This is a genomic window from Bacillus sp. V5-8f, from assembly GCF_002863565.1.
In the GTDB taxonomy this organism is placed as follows: domain Bacteria; phylum Bacillota; class Bacilli; order Bacillales; family DSM-1321; genus Peribacillus.
Window position 1 is genome coordinate 45,228 of the sequence record NZ_PGUW01000019.1, and the last position, 19,573, is coordinate 64,800.

Consider the following 19,573-nt stretch of genomic DNA (forward strand, 5'->3'; position numbering starts at 1 on the left):
ATAACAATACGGTTGTTGTCGGGGGTTATTTATTATTCCATCTTTCAAATATATTATGGAGGTAAAAAAATAGTGATTATAAAAAGGGGAATTTGATACTTGAATTGAGCTGTTTCAAAATCCTCTTAAAATGGTGAAAACCCATGGTGAAATTTTATCTCTCCATGGGTTTTTTAATGAGTTTAGTTTTCTGCCTAAATCAGGCGGTTCCTCTTCGACTAAAGAAGCGTGCTTATAACGCCAGTGAAACCACACTTCATTAATTAATCCAATACTTGCGTTGACCATCTTATTAAGCTTCACAATATCTTTAGGAGTGTGAACACTTCCGCTAAAATCCAGCATCTTTTGAAGCAGCGTGACGTTCTCACTTAATCTGCCTTATCAAAGAAATGATAGAATCTTCTTAAACACTAAAGAAGGCTGGCTCACTAACAAATCTAAGGGCATCTTTTCTTCCGTATCTTCTTTTATCAAGTGGATAACATCATTATTTCTATCAATTTGAATCTTGATATTTACAAAAGAGAACTGTTCAACCATAGAGGCTTGATCAATTGTTGCATGATCTAATCCGATCTCTACCTTGTCCGATATTCTTCTCAACATCCGCCATAGAGTGGTTTCTTCTCGAGTTTTCATGTATAGTTCTGGTAACTCTTCGGCGTCCTTTAGCAATGAGAAAGTGGTCATCATATAAGTAGCGATGCCGTAGTGTACTGGTTTAATCAATTTCATATTCGTCCATACATCAACGCTAAAGCGAATATATTCTTCTTCCTCTCGTCTTACTGTACTAACGTAATTTACCTTGCCATATTCAGAAATACCGTTCGGCAAGCCTATCCCCGCTTTAGCATATAAGGCAATATACTTAGCTTCCTGCCAACCTTTTTTCAACTGCTTGACCGGGATCTCGTAATATCCATTTTGTATAAATCCTTTATACTGTTCAAAATCAGCTACAAGGCCTACGAGTACTTTTTCTTCTAAACTTGAGTTCCATGCTTCCTTTGTGCCCCTAGGGAGTATACCTTCCTTTTGAATCTCTTCTGGACTTTTCTCTATTAATCTTTCAACAAATTGTTCAACTAGAGCCGTCGCGTTAGGTAAAAAAGGCAATCCCCCTATGTTTACTTTATCAATACTTTGATAAAAATGATGCTGCACGTAATCTGTTTCATCATACCAAGGGAATAACACATAAGCGCCAAAAGCTGTTCGTTCATATGGTCCTTCATTCATAACAACGAGTGAATCCCTATAACGATGCATAGTATTGATGTCCTCTTCTAAAGGGCCAGCCTTTTTATATCGCTTGTTGTAATAGCTTCCTTCCTGGGCATAATCAATCCGATACTTAGCATCAAAAACGTAATTATACTTGTGATCCCTACCCTTTTTTTCAATGGTGAGCATGGTATCCGGTTTTTGTGAAATGGTAGGAAGATGATTTTCTAGTTTTTGATACGTAAGAATAATTTTTTCCCTAGTAACTGAATGAACAAAAATTCTCTGCGCGGATCGATTTGCCTCTAGGTTAACAAATAAACCATCTCTACTAACCTGTACAACGTTCTGGCTGATTTGTTCATACTTGGTATGTAAGATTTGCCCCAGCTTTAAGAATGTCCAGTATTCATATAATGTCGCCACATCCTTAACCGACATTTGATAGATCTTACCTTGCAGCATTAACCCTTTAGAAATGGTTAAGAATATTTGAAAGGCATCTCTATAACCTGGAGCCATTTGTAAAACTAGACTCATGACTGATCGATCAAGCCTGCCAATGTCTCTCCAGAACGGATTCTTCAATTTGGACACCAGTTTTTTTTTCATATCGGTTATTCTTTCAACCAACTCTGGGTCAGGTTGTTCAGTCCACCGTTTTGTTTGGTTAAAGACTGTGTCTAACAGGTCATCAAGCTTATCAATCAGTCGGTTCATGATGTACTTCACGTAACGGTTCTCATAGGTGTCATACACTAATTCTTTCTTCGCCTTTAACCCAGTGATTGGCATGAAATCTCTATCTTCAATGTTGATCCCACGATCTACTTCTACTAGAAGCTGTGTTCGCTTCTGTAAATATTTTCGTGTAGTTGTATCTGTTTTACTTAACTGATCGCCTCTTGCTCTTATGTATGTTTTTTCTAGGCGGTGATGAGGCTGTCTTTCAATACGTGTGATAGCCTGAAGAAACTGATTAAAATGCTTAGTGATTAAACGATAAAATTCCGTTCGACTGGGCTTTCCATCTAATTTTATACTTGCCCCTAAATAAGTCTTCTTAATAAAATGGAAAGCCAAGTTATAAATTTCCTCGTTTACTTCTTCTAATAACCGTTGATAATCTTTCTTATAATCTAGTTTCGTGGGGAAAATTTCTAACGTTACCTCTAGAAGCGTGTCCTTCCCTGATTGAATTTCAAAGGTTGTTAAGCCAACCTCATTTTGAAATTGTAAATTCCCCATTAACATTCGGGTCCCTGCCAACTGAACCATTGAGATCGCTTGTCTCAATAAGGGATGTTCATGATAGAAATAAAGCTCTTTATCTTTTTCCTTTGGCATAACAATAACTTGATAGTTTCCATTTTCGAAAAAGATCGGGCGTAATTTCTCAGATGTTGATAATTCTTGAGCCTCAATATCATAAACTTGTATACTTCCAAGACCACTACCCTTGACTGAAAAACCCATCACATCATGGTAGTCCATGGCTCGATATTGCTTTAGGCCCTCATACCTATGATGAAATGGCTTCCCTTTTATCACTAATGAGAAATCATTGTGTTCAATAAGGACTAGCTCTACATCTTCACGAGATCCAGAAGGAAGTAAAGCCATCGTCCCTCAACCTCCTAAGCATCTCAACTACTTTTGCTGCACTAATTGGATATTTCGCAGCTTTAAAATCCAGCTCCAAATCGTCACTTTCCTCGAGAAATTCTTTTCCCGTAAACAATCGATAAAGTCCCATTAACAGCCTCTCTACTCTCGAATCACTTCCGGAAACACGAGGAAGAATTTTTTGTAAGATACAATAATCAAACGCTTGGTCATAGTCCAACAAATCACTAGCCTCGTTATAGGCCAAATAAAAGCAAATCTCATCTCGAACACGATAACCGATATGTGCATTAATGAGCTGTAATGATTGATTAATAAATTCCAACTCTGATGTCGTTTTTAACACCAGGTCTTTATTCTTTTGATAAAGATCTTTTAAATGTAAAAACTCAGAATGAAATTTCTTATCCGAAACACTAATAGGTTCTACTTCCTCAAGCTCTTCTAAAAACGATACATTCGATAACTCGACCCGATTAAATTCAATGGTATTGGCGCGATCCAATACCTTCTTACTAAACGGATGTGTCGTTTCATCCATATTAACTGTACCGATAATATATAAATTTGTAGGAAGTTTTATATCACTCCCCGCCACTTCTGTAGACAACAAGTTGGATGTAACCATTCTTCCATCCTGCCACTTTCTACTTTCCATAACACTTAAGATATCGCTAAAGTAATGCTCCACCCTTGCTAAATTCATCTCATCCAGCAGTACAAAATACGGCAAATCAGGGTTGCCTTCCGCTCTTTGTATAATCTTGGTCAATTGACCTTCTTTAAAATCCCCTTTTATATCAACGTACCCAAGCAAATCCGAACCATCGTTCCAATCTGGACGAATTGGAATTAAAGTAAATTGTCCATTTTCTTCCGTAGCGCCTACACTTTCCGCAAACCACTGAACAATCTTCGTTTTTCCTGTACCTGAAATACCAGACAGGATTACAAAGGGTTTGGTTTTAAGGGAGAGGAATAAGTTGATAACTTCTTCCCTTGTGTAGAAAAAACCTTTACTTTTTATAAAGGAATGAATATGATCTATTAATTCCTGATTATTTTGAAAGAATTCTTTTTCCTCTAAGATCATACTATTGCCATGAACTGGTTTATATTGGTTTGTTTTTAATTCAATAAATTCCTCATAGTAAACGATCATTAGTGATAAATCATGTATAATTTCCTCTTGTGAAGGTAGTTTACTTAAGTCATATTCAATATAAGCAGCGGTAGATGTTGCATATTGCTTAGCTCGATTACTGTCTCCCAAATAAATGTTATCATCCCGTTTTACTTGCTGCTCCATCTTAATTTCGTTTCGAATCTCTTGCTTAATACGAAGCATATCTTCTTTTGAAGTTTCCGTGACTCCCTGTGCAAAAGATAAATAGAGTCGTTTCATATCTTCACTAAATAAATAAACGAGATAATATCCTTTTTGGGTTGAGTTTGTCACTTCTTTATTTAAAATAGAAATCCACGGTACTGAGGTCCAATTTCCTTTTCCGGCAGATGCCGCAACTAGATAATTGGTGTTATTTAAAACTGATAATCTACCAAATTCGTTTGGAACGTCATGTCTAATAAAGCTAGCTAATGGATTCCCTCCAAACTCTTGTCTTCTTGAGTCTAAGTATTCATTTGCTATTTTTAATAGGTATTCTCTAATTTGAGTTTCCACTTTTTGCACCTTTCCAGACAAGTTAAGATCTATGGGTGTCCAATCTGAATCTATGAGCTGTAGATCTTCAAGCCAAGTTAATAAATTTAATGTTCTCTGTTTTGCAACAGATTCAACCATCAAATTGTCACCCATTGAATTACGTACTATCAACATGCCCAATTCCTCAAGGGCCCTCCTTTTTTCAGACTTCGAAAAATCTTTGAGAATGGACAAACAAGTGAGTGTTATTTGAAAATATTGGTGGTTTTGTACTAAATTCTGAATCATCTGTTTCTTATTATCTATTTGGAGGAAAAGTTGTAATACATCTTGGTTTATGTCGTTATTTTTATTTAATACCCCGATAATCCTCAAATCCTGACGACTATTCGATTTAACTTTGTAAAGATCAGCATTGACTTGTTTACTTAAATGTTTTGGATCGTATGTCCCTAATATAACGTCCTCCAGAAATTGGATTACTTTGTCCAGTTTTTCACATGGTAAATCATCAGTCTTAAATTCCTTTAACTTTACCGCCATAGATCCATCCACATTCACTACTTCTACAAACGGAAGCTTAGAAATCATAGCCATTAAAAATGAAGAACGTCCACGTGTTTTAATAAATTCATTAGCAGTAGCGGTTCTTGCTATCGTGAATTCCTTCCAAGCCTGTTCAATGAAATCAAAAGAGATATGTTCAAAGGGGTTGTCCTTCGTTCCATTCTTAAATTTCTCGCGTGAAGAATGCGTTTCAACATATATTCCATTATGGTCTTTTTTTGTAATAAAATTTGATTTACCGGTACTTAAAGTAGTGACTTCAGATATATTTTCTGCTAGCTTACCCAGCATTTTTTCGAGCATAACAATTCCCCCAAATGAATTACACTTGATGTAAACTACAAAATATCTAGTACGTATTATCTATATAAAATTCCAATTGTTCACCTATTCCTTTACTGAGAAGAGGCACATTACATATGATACCGTTTCGTTCAAACTCAGGTATCAAAACTAACGATATTTAACTTTTCCCTCATTAAATTTAAATACCTTCAGTCTCGAAAAAATCTGTTTTTACAATAAATTGGAATACTTTCATGTAATCTTTTTTTCGTGGCACAACCATTCATTTTATTATAGGTTTTTACTATTAAAATTAATAGAAGCTTTATAGCTATCATTTCAGATACTATAACTGCATTTTGATAAATTGAATACAATGTCATTTAGAAACAAGGGTAACCCTTCCAAATTCATGCTGAAATAGGAATCAATTTTGAATTTACGTTATACTTGTTAAGAAGAAATTAAAAAGGATGGATAAGAATTGTCTAATTACAATGTAAACAATAGTACAGTTGAGTCAATCATTAGTTGGATAAAGAATAAAATGATTGCCATCCCGGAAATTCAGAGACCCTTTGTGTGGGATGCTTCTAAAGTAAGAGATTTAATGGATTCTCTTTATAAAAATTACCCTGTAGGTTATATCATTACCTGGCAAAACCCAGATACGAAACTTAAAGATGGTTCTATATCTATGGGGAAGAAAATACTAATTGACGGACAACAACGTATTACCGCATTGACTGCAGCCATAACTGGGGAAGAAGTAGTTGATTCCAATTACAAAAAGAAGAAAATCCGAATCGCTTTTAACCCTATAGAAGAAAAATTTGAAGTAACAAACCCTGCGATTTTAAAAAATTCCAGATGGATCCCAGACATTGCAAATGTATTTGCTCCTGATTTTGATTCATTTAGTTTCATAAATGACTATTGTAATAGAAATACTGATATAACTCCTAATGATATGAACAAAGTTCTCCAGAAGTTAATGCAAATTAAATATAGTAGTATAGGTATGATCGAGTTGTCACATAACCTGGACATCGAAACAGTAACAGAGATTTTTATTAGAATAAATTCTGCAGGTGTAGTCTTGAGCCAAGCTGACTTTGCAATGTCGAAGATTACCGTAAATGAATTGTACGAAGGCCCAATTATCCGAAAGACAATTGATTATTTTTGCCATATGATAAAAAATCCATCTGATTATTCTCATATCGAAAATAATGACGGTGAGTTTGCTTCAACAGAAAGTTTTCAAAAAATAAAATGGGTAAAAGATTATCATGTATCCATCTATGAGCCTAGTTATTCTGATTTATTAAGAGTTGCATTTACTTACAAATTTTTAAGAGGAAAGATTGCGAACTTAGTAAGTCTACTGTCTGGACGTGATTTCGAAACACGTGAATACAAAGAAGAAATAGTTGAATCTTCATTCAGGAGTTTAAAGGAAGGCGTATTGGAGTTCATAAATGAAACAAACTTCAAGCGGTTTGTAATGATTGTTAAATCTGCAGGTATCATAACACCCAAATTGATCCGTTCTAAGAATGCCCTAAACTTTGCTTATACTCTGTTTCTATTACTTAGAGAGAAAAATATTGATGGTAGTGAAATTAATCGAATTGTCCGAAAATGGCTGGTTCTATCAGTACTAACAGAACGTTATTCAGGCTCCCCTGAAACCATGTTTGAATTTGACATTCGCCGATTTAATCTTGCAGATACACCTGATAAATACCTCAACAGTGTTGAAGCCGGAGAGCTTTCGGATGCCTACTGGAATAATATCCTGGTTACAAACTTGGATACATCCGTCACAAGCAGCCCTTATTTCAATCTGTTCATTATGGCACAAATTTATGATAAAGATCATGCATTTTTGTCAAAATCGATTACAGTGAGCAATCTGATCGAAGAACGAGGAGATGTGCATCACATTTTCCCTAAAAAATACCTGCAAAAAAACGGAATAAACAATCGGGGAAAATATAATCAAATTGCTAACTACGTTTACACCGAACAAATTGTCAATCTTGCTATAAAGGATAAAGCTCCTTCTGAATATATGGAGATGGTAAAAAAGCAAACCAGTGGTGAAAAAAATGTTATTGGTGAAATTACACACCCTGCTGAACTGGAATATAACATGGAAATGAACTGTGTCCCACAATCATTATTTAATTTAGATCATTCCAACTATGAAGAATTCTTAATTGAACGCCGACAGCTTATGGCTAACAAGATTCGTAAGTTTTATGAAAAGTTATAAGTCAAATAACTAAAAACATATAAATAACCGGTGTATAAATGTACCGGTTATTTATTTTATGTTACGATTATTGGGTGCTGTTTATTTCAAGGAGTGATAATAACCAAATAAAAACGTACGACCCAATATTCAAACAAGCCGCTATGTAACAAAAAACAATTACTTCCACTTATGCTACTAGAAATCTCAGTGAAGTCTCGCACGATGCACCTCATCCAATCCAGAATCACTTTAAATATGTAACTAAATTGTATAAATTTCTATTCCGGCCTCCGCTCAAAATGATAATGCAGCCTATACTCACAAATATCTTTAGTTATATCAAACAGAATCTGCCAATCCTCCGACAGAACATCAAATTCCAATTTAAAAGTAACATCTTCATACGAAATTAAATTGCTACTGCCGCTCCACTTTGTCATAGGCATTGTGGCAATGAGCTTACTTATTTTTGCTTCATCATAATCCCAAAGACTTCTGGTCCCTTTTGAAGCATATACTTCAATACAACCATCTTATAGCTTATTGCCATTCCGGTTTTCTCGACTTCGACTATCCATTCCCTATATCTTATGTACACTTCTGTTCGGCTTCAGAAAGTTCGTCTGCCCATTCCAAAAAACCATAGTACGATGAAATCTCCTCCGGTAATGAGACGACTCCGAAGCCCCCTTCCCCCTTCAAGTGCAACTCAAGATAGGAAAGTCTTCTGCCCAATTCCTGCTTTAACATAAGGTAATAATTTAAAAACTTTTCTTTCCTCGGCTGTTTCTTTCTAGCCATTTCCTTAAATAGATTGATAACTTGTGTATCCAAATGGATTTCACACAGCTCCGGAACAACTGGCTCTATTAAATCAATGATCACACAGTAGTCCTTGGAATCACGCAGACGTGCAATCCCCTGCCAATTTGTTGGGTAAAAACAGTTAACGATTCAGTCGGTCGGACAAATAAAAGTGTATCAACCGTTGGAATGTCGACACCTTCATTAAACAAATTTACTGTAAAGATGACATCCAGTTCTCCCTTTGCCAGCTGATCAATGGAATCTTTTCTGCCATACTCTTTTTGTTGGGAATGCAGGCTTACTCGGTTACTAGAAATTAATTACATCATGCCGCCCCAAAGGTGAGAGTGTGTAATATCGTTACCGATGTGTGCTAAAAGTGCGGTATATATAGGTTTTGTAAATTTCTGTCTGTAACATCTTTAACGAGAATTTATTGTTTTTCATTGGATTGCATTAGCAAAATGTTAGCATTTCATTTACGCATCTTTCTAAAAATGGTTAGTAAAATTTTTGACCAGTTAATTTGGGAACAAATAACGATAAAAAGAAAGAACGAGAAAAACTAAATGTGACAAATGCAAGCCATAATCCGTGATTTTGATATAGAGGGACAAACAACCAAAGAGTTATTAAAAAGACAATCAATGCTAAAGCAATGGAATCCCGAATTGATTTTGCTTCAGTAGCACCTGAAAAAATTCCTTCTAGCTGCAAACCCCAGAATCCAACTATTGGAAACACTAGCATCCACACTAGGAAATCTTCTGACATAGATTTAACATCTGGTATAGTTGTAAATAACGCAATTATACTATCACCAAAAATAAGCACGATTAAACTCAAAAGAATGGCTGAAGCTAAACCCCACTGAGCGGAAAGAGTAAGCGCACGCTTATAAAGAAACAAGTTTTCTCCACCAATAGCTCTGCCAACCAAGATACTAGAAGCATTCGCGAAACCACCAAATAAATAAGCGATAATATAGTGAATTTGTAGTAAGATGGCATTGGCTGCTAACGTAACTTCGCCCATACTTGCCCCGATAGAAGTAAAAGTTACGGTCATTGTAAGCAAACATACAGTCCTTAGGAATAAATCCCTGTTCACTTTCATCATTTTTAATATGGGTTCTGTTTCTAGCAACATCGATAACTTTATACTAGCTAGTTTCTCTCTATTGGTAAGGTATAGAAGCAACGCTCCTAACACAACAGCACTAACCTCAGCGATAAGAGTAGCATAAGCAACGCCCTTCACTCCCATTCCTAATCCAAAAACAAAAACAAGATCCAATATAATGTTTAAGACGTTCATCCATATTTGAGTAGCTAATGCTAAACGAACCTTTCCCATTCCAATTAGCCAACCAATAATGACGTAACTTAGTAGAATGAAAGGTGCTCCCCAAATTCGAATAGAAAAATAGGTGGAAGCAAAGGATGATACTGCTTCACTTCCTCCAATTAATGATAAGGCCATGGTTAAAATGGGCCCCTGTAAAATGATAAAAAATAAGCCAAACAATATGGCTAATATCATTGGCCTAAGAAACGATAATACCATCTCTCTCTGGTTATTTGCTCCTTCTGCCTGAGCAGTAAATCCACTTGTACTAACTCTGAGAAACCCAAGCAGCCAGTACATCGTATTAAAGATAACTGCCCCAACAGCGACTCCACCAATGGAAGCCGGGTCAGGAATCCTTCCTATTACCGCTGTATCGACAGCTCCTAAAATAGGTGTTGAAATGCCTGATATAATAAGTGGAACTGCTAACACTAAGTACTGCCTATGACTAAAGGATACAGTGCCATTTAAGGTCATTGGTTCTGTTGCCAACTTCATATTCCTCCTACTTTTTGCATAACTTAATCAATTGAAGCTACTTGAATTATGGCTTTCCACATTGTTAATACAACCTGAGAACATTTTAATCATTCGAAACGTTAACAATTGTTGTATTTGGAGATTATGGGGCGCACCTATAGATCTAAAGGTTTTCTATCCCATCATAAAACATTCCGATTTAAAAGAACATCTATAAACCCAAACCAAACAAGTAGTGAGAATTACATAATAGCTTAAAGTTTACTCCCTTTCATTATGTAGAAAAGGACAGGTTTCCCTGTCCTTACGCATATTTTACAATATTCTTCCATCTTGAAGATGATCTTCATCGCGGGAATAAATCTGTTTTACCCTAATGATATAAATACAGAATTTTTCGTTTTAGATTTCTTTTGAGCCGTCTTTAACATCAAATTCTATGTTTTATTTTATCTGACTTCACGATTATTTAGATAATCTATTTGTGTTATTCCAGTTTGCTTTCGTTGTAAGTGTACGAAAACGTGGATGTTCAGCAAGGATGGAGTCTCTTAATCGTTTAACAATGGGGTGTTTTGAGGAAAAAAATTGGTCTTTTGAATCGTAAAGCTCAATCAGTTCTCCATTTTCAAGGACACCAATTTGATCTGATATTGAAAAAGCTGCCTTAATATCATGTGTAATAAAAAGATAGGATAAACCGAAGTCATCCTTTAATTCATTTAATAATTGCAAAATTAAGCTTTGTGTAACCATGTCTAAACTACTTACTGATTCGTCAAGAACGATTAACTTCGGTTTTAGAGCAATTGCTCTAGCAATATTTATCCTTTGCAATTGTCCACCACTAAACTGGTGAGGGTATTTTTTCAGATCCTTTTCACTTAAGCCAACTCTTTCTAATAGCTCAATGACCCTTCTTTTTTGTTCTCCTACAGTTAGCTTTTCAAAGTTCTCTAATGGCTCTCTTATAATTCGTTCTGCTGTCATTCGGGGATTAACAGCAGAATATGAGTCCTGAAATACAACTTGGAGATCACGGCGTATTTTTTGTCGGGTAGCTTTATTCACATTGTAAATATCATGTCCTTGAAACAAAATCTGACCTTGCTGTGGGCGTTTAATCCCAAGAATTACTTTCCCTAAGGTACTTTTACCAGCTCCACTTGTACCAATTAAGCCCAAACATGTCCCTTCTTCAATAGCAAAGGAAATCTCATTAAGAATCTTATTTGTTTGATTCTTCCCTTTAAAAAGCTTTTTAGAATTATAGCTAAAGCTTACTCTTTTTACCTGTAATAAGCTCAATGGTTTCACCCCTAGGAAATTCGATTTGTCCGTTACAACATGTAGGTGTAGGGTTGTTTTTGAGAATATAAGGTTGGTCTTGTCCTTAACAGCTTCTTCGTGTACTCATGTTGTGGATCATCAAATAATTCCAACACATTTGCAGTTTCTACTATTCTTCCATGTTGCATCACGATTACATCATCAGCCAACTCTGAAATAACTCCAAGATCATGAGAAATGAGTAAAATAGATGTTCCATACTCAGAACGTACCTTATCTAATAGACGAAGCACTAATAATTGGCTATGAAGATCAAGTGCTGTAGTTGGCTCATCGGCAATTATAACGGAGGGTTGTAAGCACGCAGCCATCGCAATCATCACTCGTTGAAGCATACCTCCACTTAATTGAAAAGAATAGTTTTTTAACAATTTGTCGGGATTTGGCAAATTTACACTTTTCAACACATCAATCGCAAGCTCCTTTGCTTGCTTTTTATTTAATGAAGTATGAGATTTAATCGTTTCAATAAATTGATGGCCAATCGTAAAAACTGGAGTAAATGCATTCATCGGATTTTGCATAATGAAAGCAATATCCTTCCCTCGAATTTTCCGCATTTCTCTGTTTTTTAACCCATTCAATTCCCTACCTTGTAGTGTAATGCTTCCTCTAATATCCATATTCTTTTTATCATGCAGCTGTAGGATAGACATACTTGTAACGGTTTTACCACTACCGCTTTCCCCAACAAGACCTAGTATCTTTCCTTTTTTAATTCCAAAATTAATATCCTGAACAAGTGTGGAAATACCTTCTTGGGTTCTTACTTGTACATGTAAGTCTCTGACATTTAGAATAATTCGCTCTTTTGTTTCCATTATTTATCAGTCCTTTTTTATTAGCGGCGTTTAACATCAAAACGTTCAGATAGTGCTTCTCCTAATAAATTAAAGGTAACAACAACTAGCATAATCATTAACCCCGGATAAATCATTAATGCTGGATTTGTTCTAATATATGACTTCCCTTCATGAATCATCGCCCCCCACTCGGGTATAGGGGGTTGCACACCTAATCCTAAGAAGGACATGGATGATAAATTCATAATCGCCCAACCCATTTCTAATGTTCCCATTACCGCTAATGATGGAAGAACATTAGGAATAATATGTTTTTTCATGATGGTCCAAGTAGAAGATCCACTGATTTTAGCTGCAGTAATATAGTTCTGTTCTTTCAGACTTAGAACCATTCCTCGAATTACCCTTGCGTAATAAACCCATTGTACGAGAATTAATCCTAAAACAACTTGCATAAGACCTGCTCCCCAAATACCAACAAAACCAAGAACAAACAAGAGACTTGGGATCGCCATCAGACCATCACCAAATCTCATTAACAATCGATCAACCCAACCGCCTATATACCCAGCAATGATACCAATGATTAAACCAATACTTAAAGCTGAAATAAAAATAAGCATAGCATACCCAAGCGAAATTCTTGCTCCGATTAAAATCCGTGAAAGTGTACATCGACCTAAATGGTCTGTTCCTAATGGATACTCTACAGAAGGTTTCTGTAGTTTATGAGATAAATTTACAGCGATAGGGTCATTAGGTGCAAGCCACGGAGCAAAGAGGGTGATCAAAAATAACATACACAGTATAAGAGAACAAAAGACAATCACTCTTTGACTTCTTAACATATCACGAAACTTTGCTATCATTCGTACTGCCTTCCTTTTCTTAAAATACGTGGGTCAATATACATTTGGATAAGGTCGACAATTAAGTTACTTATAAGGAATAATCCTGCTGCTAACAGCACATAGCCTTGAATAACAGGAACATCACGGTTAAAAACAGCCTCAATAAAATATCGTCCAAACCCAGGCCATGAAAAGACTGCCTCTACAATGATTGCTCCAGTCATTAAGTTTCCTAAATTCATCCCAAGTCCAGTAATCATAGGAGAGATGGCAATTCTTAATACATGCTTTCCCATTATAATTTTTTCATGAATCCCTCTCGTCCGTGCAAAAAGGACATAGGGCTCGTGAAGATTTTCAATAACACTTGCACGTAACAGTCGGGTATATAAAGCTATTAAAGGGAATGCCAACGTGACAGAAGGCAATATCAAATGCCTCCATGTCCCTGTACCCTCCACTGGGAAAAGGTCTAGCTTTACTGAAAAGAAAAAAATGAACAAATATCCAAGCCAAAAGGATGGGACAGATGCCCCAATAAAAGATAGGAATCGACTTAAATGGTCCATTCCACTGTTCTTCTTTATTCCAGCTAAAAACCCAATAGGGACACTGACTATGATAGCAATGAATAGACTACCTGCCGTTAACTGAATAGTTGCTGGCAGGCGAGAGGAAATCTCTTCCCATACAGGTTTATTCGTAACATAAGATATGCCAAAATCAAGTTGGCATATCTTAATAAGTGCATTTGCATATTGGATTAGGAGAGGTTGATCTAAGCCGAACTCATGTCTTTTTTGTTCCAACATCTCATCTGTTGGTTGGATATGTGCTGCAGCAAAGTAAGCTTCAGCTGGATCCACTGGTGATAGATTAATCATTCCAAATGTTACTAGAGTGGCCAAAAGAAAGATTGGAACAATGGTGATTATTCGTTTAAAAACATAAATAGCCATGAAAAACCTCTCCTGTTACTTACTTGTTTACACTTATTCCTGTAAATGGATGTTCATCGCGATTTGCTGGGAATGTAAAATCTGAAACATTATTTTGATAGATTGCTATTTTCCTAATATAAGATATAGGTACAATTGCACCTTGCTCTTGTAAGGAACCTAAAATACCTGTGTACAACTTTTCACGCTCTTCTTCATCCGTAGTTTGCTGAACTTCAGCTATTTGCTCCAGTAACTCCTCCTTATTAGGATAAGATGAAATAGCTTCCCTAAACCCAAATCCTTCTGTTGCGACTATATTTACGAAAGTATGTGGGTCATATGGAGCTCCATAGTTACTGAAGAAGTTCATATCAAACTCATTCGCTTTGAATCTTTCAACTTGAGTGGTAAGCTCAACACCAACAATATTTAATTTTACGCCTAATGCTGCCCACTCAGATTGTAATGTTTCTGCCATTGTTTTTTGAATGGATTCAGCAGAGTTGTACATTAACTCAATTTCTAGAGGCTTCCCATCTTTTTCGCGAATATTTTTACCTTCTGGTAACTTCCATCCTGCTTCATCTAATAATTGTTGTGCTTTTTCAACATTATAATCAACTACTGTTGCATCAACATTTGAAGTATAAGGGAAATTTGTTGGTAAGATATAGTCAGCCTTCTCCTCCAAGCCAGATGTCACACCCTCAACCATTGCTTGTTTATTAAATCCATAATGTAATGCTTGACGAACACGTAGATCTGAAAGCTGTTCTTTATTCGTATTCAGCACTAGCTGTCTAGTAGCGACTGGCTCAGAAATGCTAGTTCCATAGGAACCTGTGGACTCTAATTGCTTAAAAGAATCTATACTGATAACACCTTCACCATACACAAGGTCTAATTCACCTTTTTCGAAAGCTAGCACTCGTGTTTCAGCATCCGGAATAACTTTGACTTTAATTCGCTCAACACTTGGGAGTTCACCCCAATAATTTTCGTTACGTTTAAATACAGCAAATTCATCTGCTTTATATTCATCTAATACCCAAGGGCCAGTCCCAATTGGCTTTTCTACACCTTTTGAAGTGTCTCCATCTTGAGGGAAACCAGATTCCCCTAAGAATCGAACTGGGCGCACAACAGCTAACTCTTGAATTGTAGGATAATACGCTTCTGTTAATGTTAACTTAAATGTATACTCATCAATAACCTCTGTTTGAGCAATCTTCGGAATAAATCCTAACCACCCATGCATATCTGCATTTTTTAATATGGCATCAAAGTTCTTTTTTACAATATCTGCATTAAAACTTGTACCATCAGAAAACTTTACATCTTGACGTAGTTTGAACAGATACTCTTTCCCATCATCGGAAATTCCCCATGATTCTGCTAAATGTGGTTTTAACTCTCCACCAGCTTGATAGCTAACTAAAGGTTCATATATCATAGATTGTGCAAATAATTGAGATGGATTATAGACATGTGGATTCATTGTGCCTACATCCCTTGGCCAAGCAAAAGTAATTATATTTTCACTTTCAGCAATAGATTCAGATTCATTTTCAACAGATTCACTTGTACAACCAAGTAAAGCCATAGATAAAATAAGGACCATTACGGACATTAGTAAAAATTGATTTTTATTTTTAGAGTTTAACATAAAAGTGTTCCTCCTGAGTTGATAATGATAACTATTATCAATAGTATGGCTTGAACATATGATTGTCAATGAATTTTCAGATATTTTACAAAGGATTCAAGTTATTAAGTTTAATAATTATTTTGACAACCTTAAGTCTATTTGTGATGAGCTACGGTTAGGTAAAATAGTACTTTGATTAGGTTCTAAATTAATTTGATGCCTTTTACCCTAGAGATATTATGAGTTAACACCCCATTCAAAAAAATGAAAAAAGAGACTTCTCAAAAGTTTAAACAACTAATGAAAAGTCTCTCTTAATTCTGCATTATGTTAGCATTTTGTTCGCCTACTTCTTAATATACCCTTATATACCAAGGGACTGAGCAGCTATTACATCATGCCGCCCATTCCACCTATTGACTTTAGTGAGGTATTCCTGCACAGCGTTTTCTTCTCACTTTTTAGCACAACCCCTTTGGTAGTCAAAATCCTTTTGTAGTAACGTCTATTTACACTATCTTACTTAACAATTCTCCCTTATAAAAAACCAGGCTGTTTGTTTCCCTTTGTTAAAATTAGATTTATTAAGCACATTCAAAGTGTGTTGTTTATAGAAACATCTGCTTCTGATCTACTTAAGACTCTTTTCTAAACTGTGTCGAACATAGAGAAAATATGGAGCAGATACTTTGTGTAAATATCACACTGACCCGTATATTTCACATAAACGTTTAGAGAAATTAAGAATCGCATTTTTAACCGCTTTATGTTTATCGAATAAATCAGTACCTCTTCCAATTCTTTCATTAATATCATAGGATAATGGTTTTTTTGATGCAAAAGCAATAAAAAGATTACTATCCTTAAAAACTTCTACATAGTAATTTTCATCATTCATCACATAGTCCTAAATATAACTAGTTCCAAATTTTTATTATTCATTTTCTATTCACCTCATTTTTTATTAGGTGTTCCCGATTATGAATTGTTAACCTTTCTGCAAAGTAATTCTTAGATTCATTCATATAGACTCTGATTGTTTGATCGTCGTAATCCTGGCCAAATAGAAAGTACACTCCCATATTTTTCAAACCCATTTTTTCCATAGTAGTCTACCTTATTCCATGAAATATAAACAGCATGAATAGTTTGACAGTTATATCGGCAATCTTAATTCCTCTAGGCGAACCAAGAGGCAAAAAAAATTGTATCATTCTAAGTTGCATACATACCAAGCCTTCTACCGATTTCTTTTTTTATACTTATAGGTTCTGTCCAAAATCTCATAATATACTTCTTTTATTCTATAATTATACACAAAAATATCCTGAAACTAGGCGTTTCAGGATAAGACAGATTAAATTATGCCGCTGACTATTCCCTTCCTTAGATCTATTTTCCAATCCTAGACTTAGCTGCGTCTTCCCGTATCATCTTTGCATCTTCTTCCAACAGGAAGCCCTGCTGCCTTAACAATTCGTTAGTTGCCTTATTGACACGGGAGACGTATGTCCCGTGATTTGGGTAGAGAGTCCGTAGCTTCTCTTGGCTGAAAGGTTCATGGGAACCGTAGAGAAAACAGAAACCTGCGCCTGAATTCATCCCGGTATTCGTACCCGTTGGAACTGAGTGTTTAGGTAAACGTATGCCACCAAGAGCATTGCCATTACTATCCCGTGCTATCACTACAGGAGAACTGGTTTCAACCTGGATTCGATCTCCTTTTGGCGGAGAAATGCCGGCTTTTATCCATTTCGAAAGGTGTTCATAAGCCGCATTCACCACGTATCCGGAAGGAACACGGCTTAGTCCAGGCCGATTGCAAACATTTAGGTTCGGTAAGGGTAGGTCATCACGCTCCAAAAGCCCTAATCGGTAGTCCCAGCTTTGATAGCCTACATGTGAAGTACCAGCAACCTCCCACGTGCGAAGAACGTCTGAATCATCTTGGCGGGCCGCTACCTCTCCAAGACTGATAAGGTCATTTTCCGTATTCACCTTGATTACCTTGGTTTTTAGATCCGTACGCAACTTATCACCAATGCCAAGGTACATCATATAGCCGTCGAAAATATTCGTGAGTGGATGTATCTTGTTGTAGTACCTTACAAGGTAGCGCTCAGACTGTGAAGCTCCTGCAGCAAGAATCATCTTTGGTTTCAAATTTCCTAATGGATTAATCCCTTTAGGATGACGGATAGCCTGAGCTGCTTGTGAGTAAATATCGAAGGATAAAGAGTCATCGTTTATCGTGCCGCCATCCGTTACATCAAGCGTACCATATCTCTCTGGGCTCCATTTTTTCAGCCCTGTTGGGAGTTCCCCTGGTTGTTCCCCTCTGTGAACGCCCACTGTTTGGACAGAAACACCGACATAAGCATATCCTTCACGAAGAAAATGCTCGGAGGATGCCATCCACATGGCGTCCAGATTGTAACCACTTGTGACGTTCAGCCACTCCACGACAACTTTTCCATTGAAGTTTTCTGAAGAAATAGGTCTTCGGACCAACATACGTGTTTTATAAGGATGACCGCTGGAGATTGGAGTTGCTGTCTCAAGAGATTGCTCGGTGTTGTACCTGGCAGCTTTTCCCTCAAAGAAGAATTCTTCTTCTGTGAATCCATGCTTTTTTAGATCGATACTCGTTGCTAACTGCGGATAGTTATGGGAGGGATCGCCTAATTCATTTGACTTAATCGGGCCAGTTACGGTTGGATTCGGTACGTTTGACATCATTTCTTTTTCACCTACATTCATGTTAGATGCAGACGCTGAAGAGTACAATGAGGAAGTAAGTGTGAGAGCTGCTAAGATGGCTAGAGGTTTTTTCAACAATCTCATAACATTATCATCTCCTATACATAACCATATTGGACAAGAGCTTAACCTCATTTCACCTCCTATATTGTCAGAATAAATATGTAAGCGTTTACTTAAGATGTTTATTTCAAGTTAGCAGAAAACACATACCCCTTAAAAGGGTCTATTGGGTCATTTTAACAATAACGAACGATGGATGAAGATAAAATACATAGATACAACAATCCGGGGAATATAAAAAGCTGAACTGTTCGATTGGTAATCTCAGTTGTCTTAATATCTCGTGGCAATCCGAACGGCAAAAAATTTTAATTCTGTTAAATAATAATACACAAAAATACCTGAAACTGGTGGCGTTTCTGGACTGAATTTACTATTAGTTACTTGGTTGAAAGGACATTAAATAAGATATTTTTATTAATTGATGTATTTAATTCTCGATTTTATAACTTCCATTGTGCCTTCAGCTATATGACCATTTAGAATGGCTATTTGTTCCTATATGAAGCTGTTAAGGTGTAAATTTCGGGCGCATTCCGCTCCCTGGAGAGATTCGTTCAAAGGCACGGAAGACTCTATATACAGTTTCATCCTCTAAACGGCGTCGAATAATTTGCAGGCCAATCGTTAATCCCTCCTCGGAAAATCCACAATTGATTCACGCAGCCGTATGGCCAGTGAGATGGATAAGATACGTCAAAAACCATCTGTGGAATGGGTTGATAGGCTTCCCATTTATCTCGGTAGGTCCGAAAATATCAACAGAACACGCTGGAACTGCTGTAGGTTGGACATATGATGATATCATAATCTTTAAAAATAGTTAAATCAGTACATTCATTGCTAGATAAATTAGTAGAGCCACTATTAGAACAATAAAATG

11 protein-coding genes and 1 pseudogene are annotated in these 19,573 nt (G+C 36.3%); 1 reads left to right on the forward strand and 11 read right to left on the reverse strand.

Annotated elements, in window-relative coordinates; all coding sequences use genetic code 11:
• Nucleotides 1-384: 384 nt before the first annotated feature.
• Entirely contained in the window at nt 385-2,853 is a 2,469-nt protein-coding gene (locus tag CUU64_RS17450) for a restriction endonuclease-like protein (protein ID WP_101634917.1), read from the reverse strand.
• Entirely contained in the window at nt 2,825-5,392 is a 2,568-nt protein-coding gene (locus CUU64_RS17455) for an McrB family protein (RefSeq protein ID WP_101634918.1), read from the reverse strand. The genes CUU64_RS17450 and CUU64_RS17455 overlap by 29 nt, the downstream gene beginning before the upstream one ends.
• Before the next feature lie 466 nt (nt 5,393-5,858).
• Here CUU64_RS17455 and CUU64_RS17460 point away from each other — a divergent pair, with 466 nt between their 5' ends.
• Nucleotides 5,859-7,655, forward strand: coding sequence for a GmrSD restriction endonuclease domain-containing protein (locus tag CUU64_RS17460; protein WP_101634919.1), 1,797 nt, complete (start codon nt 5,859-5,861; stop codon nt 7,653-7,655).
• A gap of 260 nt (nt 7,656-7,915) precedes the next feature.
• Here CUU64_RS17460 and CUU64_RS17465 read toward each other — a convergent pair.
• The 9 genes and pseudogenes from CUU64_RS17465 to CUU64_RS17505 form a co-directional block, all read right to left on the reverse strand.
• Nucleotides 7,916-8,746 (reverse strand): annotated as a pseudogene (locus tag CUU64_RS17465) (helicase-related protein); the annotation flags it as partial.
• A 199-nt stretch (nt 8,747-8,945) separates the two neighbouring features.
• On the reverse strand, nt 8,946-10,286 hold the full coding sequence (locus tag CUU64_RS17470) for an MATE family efflux transporter (RefSeq protein WP_374702733.1): 1,341 nt from the start codon (nt 10,284-10,286) through the stop codon (nt 8,946-8,948).
• 453 nt (nt 10,287-10,739) lie between these two features.
• Nucleotides 10,740-11,582: a nickel import ATP-binding protein NikE gene (gene nikE / locus CUU64_RS17475; protein ID WP_101634920.1), complete on the reverse strand. Its 843-nt coding sequence runs from the start codon at nt 11,580-11,582 to the stop codon at nt 10,740-10,742.
• A 32-nt stretch (nt 11,583-11,614) separates the two neighbouring features.
• Complete coding sequence (gene nikD / locus CUU64_RS17480) at nt 11,615-12,445, reverse strand: nickel import ATP-binding protein NikD (protein WP_101634921.1); 831 nt, start codon at nt 12,443-12,445, stop codon at nt 11,615-11,617.
• A 20-nt stretch (nt 12,446-12,465) separates the two neighbouring features.
• Nucleotides 12,466-13,296, reverse strand: a complete 831-nt coding sequence (gene nikC, locus CUU64_RS17485; RefSeq protein WP_101634922.1) for a nickel ABC transporter permease subunit NikC — start codon at nt 13,294-13,296, stop codon at nt 12,466-12,468.
• Entirely contained in the window at nt 13,293-14,237 is a 945-nt protein-coding gene (nikB, locus tag CUU64_RS17490; protein ID WP_101634923.1) for a nickel ABC transporter permease subunit NikB, read from the reverse strand. The genes nikC and nikB overlap by 4 nt, the downstream gene beginning before the upstream one ends.
• Before the next feature lie 19 nt (nt 14,238-14,256).
• Entirely contained in the window at nt 14,257-15,849 is a 1,593-nt protein-coding gene (nikA, locus tag CUU64_RS17495; protein ID WP_374702734.1) for a nickel ABC transporter substrate-binding protein, read from the reverse strand.
• Between the two features lie 718 nt (nt 15,850-16,567).
• Nucleotides 16,568-16,765 (reverse strand): hypothetical protein, encoded by a 198-nt coding sequence (locus CUU64_RS17500; RefSeq protein ID WP_101634925.1) that lies wholly within the window; start codon nt 16,763-16,765, stop codon nt 16,568-16,570.
• Between the two features lie 494 nt (nt 16,766-17,259).
• A complete protein-coding gene (locus CUU64_RS17505; RefSeq protein ID WP_101634926.1) occupies nt 17,260-18,711 on the reverse strand; it encodes an alpha/beta hydrolase domain-containing protein in 1,452 nt (483 codons plus the stop codon).
• Nucleotides 18,712-19,573 lie beyond the last annotated feature (862 nt).

Bases quoted from the DNA above. Each gene is read 5' to 3' on its own strand.
- CUU64_RS17450 (WP_101634917.1), bottom strand. From the start codon at position 2,853: ATGGCTTTACTTCCTTCTGGATCTCGTGAAGATGTAGAGCTAGTCCTT.
- CUU64_RS17455 (WP_101634918.1), bottom strand. From the start codon at position 5,392: ATGCTCGAAAAAATGCTGGGTAAGCTAGCAGAAAATATATCTGAAGTC.
- nikD (WP_101634921.1), bottom strand. From the start codon at position 12,445: ATGGAAACAAAAGAGCGAATTATTCTAAATGTCAGAGACTTACATGTA.
- nikC (WP_101634922.1), bottom strand. From the start codon at position 13,296: ATGATAGCAAAGTTTCGTGATATGTTAAGAAGTCAAAGAGTGATTGTC.
- nikB (WP_101634923.1), bottom strand. From the start codon at position 14,237: ATGGCTATTTATGTTTTTAAACGAATAATCACCATTGTTCCAATCTTT.
- nikA (WP_374702734.1), bottom strand. From the start codon at position 15,849: ATGTCCGTAATGGTCCTTATTTTATCTATGGCTTTACTTGGTTGTACA.
- CUU64_RS17500 (WP_101634925.1), bottom strand. From the start codon at position 16,765: ATGAATGATGAAAATTACTATGTAGAAGTTTTTAAGGATAGTAATCTT.
- CUU64_RS17505 (WP_101634926.1), bottom strand. From the start codon at position 18,711: ATGAGATTGTTGAAAAAACCTCTAGCCATCTTAGCAGCTCTCACACTT.